The following is a 7534-nucleotide window of genomic DNA, read 5'->3' as shown; positions in this document are numbered from 1 at the left end:
TCCTACGACCAGATCATCGCCATGTGCTGCCATGCCTGGAACAAGCTCATCAGCCAGCCATGGAAGATCATGTCCATCGGGCTGAGGCGCTGGGCTCATGGGTTCTGATTATTGCAGATTGATATTATAATCGTGATCGGGCCGGCCTCCCTGTGATGGCGGCTTTACCAGAACAGGCGGCAGGGACGCCGGCAGTCGGTCGGCGTCCCTGCCCCGCTCAATGCGCCGCCAGCAGCGTCCCGAAGCCCTCCACCCGGTCCGTGATCCCGGCGCGGCGCAGGGCGTGCCAGTAGAGCGCGGTGTTGACCGCGATCACCGGCTTGTCGAGCCAGAATTCGGCCACGGCCGCCAGACGCGCCATCGGCAGGTTGGTGCCCAGCTGGACGATCGCCTCCACGGCCGGATCGTTCAGGCGGATCAGCGCGTCACGGATGACCCGGGGTGACAGATCGGCCATTTCGACCGGCCCCGGCGCCTGCACGCCGCCCACGGCCACGACCTCGAAGCCCAACCCTTCGAAGAAGCGGACGACCTTGTCCTCCCCCGCCTTCTGATAGGGGGTCAGCACCGCCAGCCGGCGGATGTCGCCATGGGCGCGGATCGCCGGGCCGAAGGCGTCGGAGGCGAGCGTTACCTCGATGCCGCCCGCGCGGGCGGCCAGGTCCGCCGCCAGCCGTGCCGAGGCCTCGGGGCCGTCCCAGAAGGTTTCGGCCGACATGCCCATGATCAGGGCATGGGGGCGGCAGGTCATCACCCGGTCGACCGCCGCCATGAGCTCGGCCTGCACCCGTTCCATCAAGGCGGCGAAATCGGCCTCGGTGGTCAGCGGCCGGTCGGAGATGTGGATGCGCGAGACATGATTGCTCACCCCGCCGGGCCGCATGCGGGCGAATTCGGTCTGCACCACCGTGTTGGTCGACGGCACCATCACGCCGAATTTCAGGCGGCGCCCTTCCTGCTCGAACATCTCCGCTCCTCTCTGCCCGGCGGCCGCCCGATCGGGGCCCGCCCATGACGCCCCTTGCGCGGCGCGTCGTCCCGGCTATGCTACACGGAAAATTTGTCTGGACAAATAACTGATCTGCGACGACCATCCAGCCGATCACCCCAGCCGCCGGAGACCGTCCTTGTCCCAATCCGCACGCCGCAGCCTGTTGTTCGCCCCCGCGACGCGCCCGGAGATCTTCGCCAAGGCCCTGGCCTCGGGCGCCGACCTGGTCTGTGTCGATCTGGAAGACGCCGTGGCCCCCGACCTGAAGCAGGCCGCCCGCCCGGCCGGCTTCGACTTCCTGCGCGCCGCCGCGGGCGACGGCGCCGGCGGGCCCGAACGCATCCTGCGCATCAACGGGCTGAAGACCATCGCCGGGCTGCGCGACCTGTCGGCCCTGGCCGATGCCGGCATCGCCGCCGGCATGGTGATGCTGCCCAAGGTGGAAAGCGCGGAAGAGCTGCGCCTGGCCGATGCGGTGCTGACCGAGGCCGGCAGCATGCTGAAGCTGGCCGCCCTGGTCGAAAGCGTGCGCGGGATCGAAGCGGCCCATGCCATCGCCGGCGCCACGCCGCGGCTGGACCTGATGATGTTCGGCGGGGCCGATCTTGCGGCCGAACTCGGCACCCGGGTGGCGCCGGAGCCGATGGCCTATGCCCGCGCCCGGCTGGTCCAGGCCGCGCGCGGCGCCGGCATCGATCTGATCGACGTGCCGGCGCTGGATTTCCGCAACCCCGATGCCGTGGCCGAAGACGCAGCCCGCGCCCGGGATCTGGGCTTCACAGGCAAGGCCACCCTGCATCCCGCCAATGTCGCCCTGGTCAATGCCGCCTTCACACCCGATGCGACCGAGATCGCCTGGGCCCGCCGGGTGATCGAGAGCTTCGAGGCCTCGGCCGGCGGCGTCGCCGTGCTCGACGGCAAACTGATCGAGAAGCCGGTGGTCGCCGCCCAGCGCCGGGTGCTGTCGCGCGCCCGGGCCGCCGGCCTGCTCGCTGCCTGATCCGCCTTTCCTACCAGACCAGCCTGACCCCCAGAGACAAGAACGGGAGACCTCCCCCATGGTGCAGACCCACGTGGCCGTCGGCGAAAACCGCTATCGCGAAAGCTTCGGCCGCTATTTCGAGGATTTCAGCGTCGGTGACATCTACGAGCACCGCCCGAAGCGGACCATCACCCAGAACGACAACATCTGGTTCACCCTGCTGACCATGAACACCCACCCGATGCATTTCGACGAGGAGTTCGCCAAACACTCCGAATTCGGCCAGTGCATCGTGTGCTCGCCCTTCACCGTCGCCCTGCTGGTGGGCATGAGCGTCACCGATGTCAGCCAGAAGGCGATCGCCAATCTGGGCTGGAAAGAGATCAAGCTGACCCATCCGGTCTTCGCCGGCGACACGCTGGAGGCGGAATCGGAGGTGCTGGACAAGCGCGAGAGCAAGTCGCGCCCCAATGCCGGCATCGTTACCGTGCGCACGCGGGGCATGAACCAGCACGGCAAGGTGGTCTGCGAATTCGACCGCACCATGCTGATCGCGAAAAAAGGTTACGACGTGGAAGAGAAGGCCGGTTACTGACCGGTTTCGCATCTCCCCCAAGTCGACCCGCCGGTGACCACCCGTCATTCGGGAACACAAAGGGCGTATCATTGGATACGCCCTTCGTCGCATCTATGACACCGGAAGAACATCGGTCGATGACATGCAGGCAGACTAGCATCCATCTGTCGCAGCCCCCTCCCTCTCGCGGCCCTCTCCCTCTCGCGAGGCTGTCCCAGATCATGGATGTCCAGGATGCAGGAAGTCGACACAACCACGCCCACCACCGGCTTCGTACCGCTCGGCACCCTTCAGCCGGTGCTGCCGGCCATCGAGGACTGCATCACCCGCTGGCGCGATGACGGACGTCTGGACGGCCTGCTGCGCCTTGGGGCCGAGGAACTGCTCGCGCTCTGCCGGGATGAACTGCCCGCCGATTATCTGCGCTTCCTGAGCGAGGCCGGCGCCGGGCCACTGCCGGCGGAGGGGCTGGTGATGTTCTGCTGCCCGCTCGATTTCGACGAGGTCTATGGCCGGGAGGATGGCGGGCGCCATGCGATCTTCGCCACCGACGGCAGCGGCGCCTGCTATGCCTTCGACCGGGCGGACGCGCTCGCCGTTGTCCGGATTCCGGCGACGGGGGAGCCGATCCGCCGCCTGACCGGCAGCTTTACCGGCTTCTTGAGAGGCGCGCTGGACGACGTTATCCTGCCCTGATCTGCCGGCCCCGCCATCCGTCGGGATGGCCCCTTCGGGACAGCCCCCAGAATGGGGGCAGCATGGCAGGCCATGCCGGCCCGAGCGGGGAGGACCATGCAATGACGGACGTCGCCCGCCTCAGCGGTCTCCGGACACTGATCCTGGATGCCGGTCCCCATGCCAGCAGGTCGGGCCGCCTGCTGCGCCGCCTGGCGGCGGATGCCGGCGATGCCCGGGTGCTGCGCCTTGCCGGCACCCATGACGACATGCTCTCCAGGGTCTGCCGGATGGTGGCTGCCGCACCGGGTGTGGTGGTCTGCGGCCATAATCTGGGGGCGACCCTTGCCCTGCATCTGGCGGACCGGCCGGTCGCCCGGGCCGTGGGCGGCCTGCTGCTGCTGGCCCCCGCCGATGTCGAACAGCGCCCCGGGCTTGAAGACCACGGCCCCCTGCCCCGCGGCCAGCTGCCCTTCCCCACCATCGTCGCCGCCCGTCCGGGGGATCCCTGGATGGATGACGCCCGGCTGAAGCGGCTGGCGCTCTGCTGGTGCGCGGAACGGGTGGAGCTTGGCGGCGACGACGACCGGCCGGTGCTGCGCCGCCTGCTCCGCCGGCTGCTGCTGCGCGCCCGGATCGACCGCGAGGGGCCGCCCGCCGGCCGTCCGCCACTGATGGCCGAAGACGGCCCGCCCGCCCGCGGCTGGCTGATGTGAGCCCCGCTTAAAGTCCGGCGGGTCCGGTGAAGTGGCGGGTGTTCCGCCCGATCGCCGCCCGCGCCGCCTTCAGCTCCGCCTTCGCCACCGTCTGCAGATGCACCTCGTCGGGCCCGTCCAGCACCCTGAGCGCCCGGCCCCAGCTCCAGAGCCCGGCAAGCGGCGTATCGGGCGACAGGCCGGCAGCCCCGAAGACCTGCATCGCCCGGTCCAGCACCCGGGTCTGCAACCGCGCGCTTGCAAGCTTGATCGCAGAGACCGCCGTGCGCGCCGCCGCATTGCCTTTCGTGTCCATCAGCCAGGCCGCCTGCATCACCAGCAGCCGGCACTGGTCGATCTCGATCCGGCTTTCGGCGATCCACTCGCGGATATTGGCGCGATCGGCGAGCGGCGTGCCGCCGATCCGGCGTTCCAGCGCCCGCTCGGTCATCAGCTCCAGCGCCAGTTCGCACTGGCCGATGGAGCGCATGGCATGATGCACCCGCCCGGGGCCCAGCCGCGCCTGGGCGATGGCGAAAGCCTCGCCCTCGGTGCCGATCAGGTTTTCCGCCGGCACCCGGACATTGCGGAACACGATCTCGCCATGGCCGTCGGCGGCATGCGCGCCCATCAGCGTGATGTCGCGCACGATCTTCACGCCGGGGGCATCGATCGGCACGATCACGAAAGAATGCCGCCGGTGGCGCTCCGCCAGACCGTCCGGGTCAGAGACGCCGAAGACGATGGCGAAGGTCAGATGCGGATGGCGGGTGCCGGTGATGAACCATTTCCGCCCCTCCACCACGTATTCGTCGCCGTCCCGACGGATGGTGGTGGCAAGCGAGGTGGGGTCGGATGACGGCGCATCCGGTTCCGACATGCAGAAGACCGACCGGATCTCGCCCAGCAGCAGCGGATCCAGCCAGCGCGCCTTCTGATCCGCCGTGCCGAACAGCTGCAGCAGCTCCATATTGCCGCTGTCCGGCGCCGCGCAGTTGAACACCTCCGACGCCCAGGGCACCCGGCCCATGATTTCGGCCAGCGGCGCATAATCGGCATTGGACAGCCGGACCCCCGGCTGGTCGTCGGCAAGCGAGGGCAGGAACAGGTTCCACAGCCCCGCCTCCCAGGCCCGCGCCTTCAACCGTTCGATCACCTCGGTCGGGTGGCCGCCCTCAAGGAAAGTGCGGGTCACCGCCCCATGGGCCGGCAGGATGTAATGGTCCATGAAATCCGTCAGCCGCTGGCGCAGCGCCTCGACATGGGGCGGGTGATCGAACTGCATCTTGTTGTTCTTTCTCTCTGCCGGACCGGGACCGATATCATTCATACGTTCGTTTGAATTGAAGATGGCATAGCATCCATCCGCGGTCAAGGCGTCCCGGTCATGACCGATCCTCATGATTCTGGAATACGGGGACCAGATGATGTGCCCGGGCAGGCGGTACCGGGCTTTGGGTTCCAGGCCCATCTGGCGGGGTGAAACAGTCACCCTGATGGAAGGACGGATCGATGGAACATCGTCAGCTCGGCGCCTCGGGCCTTAAGCTGCCGGTTCTGGGGCTCGGCACCGGCACTTTCGGCGGCACGGGGCCGCTGTTCGGCGCCTGGGGCAATACCGATGTCGCAGAGGCCCGGCGGCTGATCGACATCTGCCTGGAGGCCGGCGTCACCCTGTTCGACAGCGCCGACGTCTATTCCGACGGCGCCTCGGAAGAGGTTCTGGGCCAGGCGATCCGCGGCCGGCGCGACCGGGTGATCCTGTCGACCAAGATGGGCCTGCCCATGGGCCCCGGTGCCAATGACGCAGGCGTCGGTCGCGACCGGCTGATCCGCGGCGTGGACGCGGCACTCCGCCGGCTTGGGACCGACCGGATCGACATCCTGCAGCTCCACGCCCATGACGCCGCCACCCCGGTGGACGAGGTGGTGGCAACGCTGGATGATCTGATCCGCGCGGGCAAGCTGCGCCATGCCGGGGTGTCGAACTATCCCGGCTGGGCCTTGATGAAGGCGCTGGCGGCCGCCGACCGCACCGGCCGCAGCCGTTTCGTCGCCCATCAGGTCTATTATTCCCTGATCGGCCGCGACTATGAATGGGAGCTGATGAAGCTGGGGCTGGACCAGAAGGTCGGCGCCCTGGTCTGGAGCCCGCTGGGCTGGGGGCGGCTGACCGGCCGCATCGGCCGCAACCGGCCGGTCCCTGCCGGCAGCCGGCTGCACGACACCGCCGCCTTCGCGCCCCCGGTCGACGAGGCCCTGCTCTACCGCGTCACCGACGTTCTGGACGAGATTGCCGCCGAGACCGGGCGGACGGTGCCGCAGATCGCGATCAACTGGCTGCTCGGCCGCCCGACGGTCACCTCGGTGATCATCGGCGCGCGCAACGAGGCGCAGCTGCGCGACAATCTGGGCGCCACAGGCTGGCAGCTGACCCCGGACCAGATCGCCCGGCTGGATGCCGCCGGCACCCGGGACGCCCCCTATCCGCATTTCCCCTATCGGCGGCAGGAGGCTTTCGCGCGGCTCGACCCGCCGGCGGTTTAAGGCAACAGCCGCTTCTCGTAACGCCAGACCACGATCTCGAACGCGCCGTCGGCTGTCTGAAGCTGCATGGGCGTGGTGGCGGCGCGATGCCAGCCCGCCTTTTCATAGAAGCGCGCGGCGCGGTCGTTGCCCACCACGCAGAGCAGCCAGGCGGTCTCGACACCGGCGGCGGCCAGCCGGGCTTCGGCGGCGGCCATCAGCGGCATCGCCAGCCCCTGGCCACGCAGGGCGGGGTCGACATAGAACTGGTCGAGGCAGGGGCCCTTCAGCCAGAAGAAGCCCGAGGGTTTTCCCTCCGGCCCGGTGACCTGGATCTCGCCCGCGGGCGCTGCTTCAAGGCGGGCCAGGAAACTCTCCAGCCGCCGCGCCCGGGCAAGCCCCGCCGACGCCGATGCCAGATGTCCGTCGCGCCAGCCCTGATGCCAGAGCCGGGCGAGCGGCGGAATATCGGCGGGGCCGAGCGGGCGCATCGGCGCCGGATCGAGATGGGGGGGAGCCTCGACAGGGGCGGTCATAAAGGGCATCTCCTCGCGGCAGCGGCACCTCTCTGCGAGAGGCACTCTCCCGAGAATAGAATGCCGCCGATGCAAGGTGAAGCGCCGGGGGCGAAACGGCATCCGCCCGCCGGCGCTTCATCTCACCTCTGGCCGTTCGGCTCAGTGACCGGCCCGATCGATCGTGATCGGATCGTAGCGGGCGACATGGTGCTTGTGCGGTGGTGTCGCGAGGATGTGTCGCGCCCGGTCATCCAGCCCATCGGCGGCAAGCCGCCGATGCTGCGCGAGGACCACTTCCAGCGCCGTGACGAAGTGCTCGTAGTAGTTCCACTGGTCGGGCCCGAACCCCGGATTGGCCGCCTCCCAATTGCGGATGGCATCGGTCAGCGCTTCCTGAAATTCGCCCCAGGCGAATTCGCCCGCCTCGCAGGCGGCAACGGCGATGGCGAAGGCCCGCAATTCCCAGGGCTTGTCGAAGGGCACCTGGCCCTCGCGCCGCTCAAGCAGAACGGCCAGATCGGTGCTGCAACTTGTCGATACAGGCATCATCTGCGATGTCCCTTGCCGGTC

9 protein-coding genes are annotated in these 7534 nt (G+C 68.7%); 5 read left to right on the top strand and 4 right to left on the bottom strand.

What is annotated here, in order from left to right; translation table 11 throughout:
- Nucleotides 1-217 precede the first annotated feature (217 nt).
- Nucleotides 218-967, bottom strand: coding sequence for a maleate cis-trans isomerase family protein (locus tag WI697_RS25795; protein WP_345960462.1), 750 nt, complete (start codon nt 965-967; stop codon nt 218-220).
- Between the two features lie 160 nt (nt 968-1127).
- Between WI697_RS25795 and WI697_RS25790 the strand changes: the two genes are divergently transcribed.
- The 4 genes from WI697_RS25790 (at nt 1128) to WI697_RS25775 (ending at nt 3941) form a co-directional block, all read left to right on the top strand.
- Entirely contained in the window at nt 1128-1991 is an 864-nt protein-coding gene (locus WI697_RS25790) for an HpcH/HpaI aldolase/citrate lyase family protein (RefSeq protein WP_345960461.1), read from the top strand.
- Between the two features lie 58 nt (nt 1992-2049).
- Entirely contained in the window at nt 2050-2568 is a 519-nt protein-coding gene (locus WI697_RS25785; RefSeq protein ID WP_014753148.1) for a MaoC family dehydratase, read from the top strand.
- 216 nt (nt 2569-2784) lie between these two features.
- On the top strand, nt 2785-3246 hold the full coding sequence (locus tag WI697_RS25780) for a hypothetical protein (protein ID WP_062764477.1): 462 nt from the start codon (nt 2785-2787) through the stop codon (nt 3244-3246).
- A 101-nt stretch (nt 3247-3347) separates the two neighbouring features.
- Complete coding sequence (locus WI697_RS25775; RefSeq protein WP_062764475.1) at nt 3348-3941, top strand: alpha/beta hydrolase; 594 nt, start codon at nt 3348-3350, stop codon at nt 3939-3941.
- Between the two features lie 7 nt (nt 3942-3948).
- On the opposite strand, the gene WI697_RS25770 is transcribed toward WI697_RS25775, so the two are convergent.
- The gene (locus WI697_RS25770; protein WP_345960460.1) at nt 3949-5205 is read right to left on the bottom strand and encodes an acyl-CoA dehydrogenase family protein; all 1257 of its coding nucleotides are present in this window, start codon (nt 5203-5205) and stop codon (nt 3949-3951) included.
- A 227-nt stretch (nt 5206-5432) separates the two neighbouring features.
- Here WI697_RS25770 and WI697_RS25765 point away from each other — a divergent pair, with 227 nt between their 5' ends.
- Nucleotides 5433-6467: an aldo/keto reductase gene (locus WI697_RS25765; RefSeq protein WP_345960459.1), complete on the top strand. Its 1035-nt coding sequence runs from the start codon at nt 5433-5435 to the stop codon at nt 6465-6467.
- Here the strand turns inward: WI697_RS25765 and WI697_RS25760 are convergent.
- Together WI697_RS25760 and WI697_RS25755 are read right to left on the bottom strand one after the other, a co-directional pair.
- A complete protein-coding gene (locus WI697_RS25760) occupies nt 6464-6982 on the bottom strand; it encodes a GNAT family N-acetyltransferase (RefSeq protein WP_345960458.1) in 519 nt (172 codons plus the stop codon). The two genes, WI697_RS25765 and WI697_RS25760, sit on opposite strands and share 4 nt — an antisense overlap.
- A gap of 141 nt (nt 6983-7123) precedes the next feature.
- Nucleotides 7124-7513 carry a nitrile hydratase accessory protein gene (locus WI697_RS25755; protein WP_062764469.1) on the bottom strand — a complete coding sequence of 130 codons (390 nt, stop codon included), beginning with the start codon at nt 7511-7513 and terminating at the stop codon, nt 7124-7126.
- Between the last annotated feature and the right edge of the window lie 21 nt (nt 7514-7534).

The sequence above is a fragment of the Tistrella mobilis genome (genome assembly GCF_039634785.1).
In the GTDB taxonomy this organism is placed as follows: Bacteria; Pseudomonadota; Alphaproteobacteria; order Tistrellales; family Tistrellaceae; genus Tistrella; species Tistrella mobilis.
The sequence above is the reverse complement of the archived record's forward strand: the minus strand, read 5'-3'. Positions and strand labels throughout refer to the sequence as shown.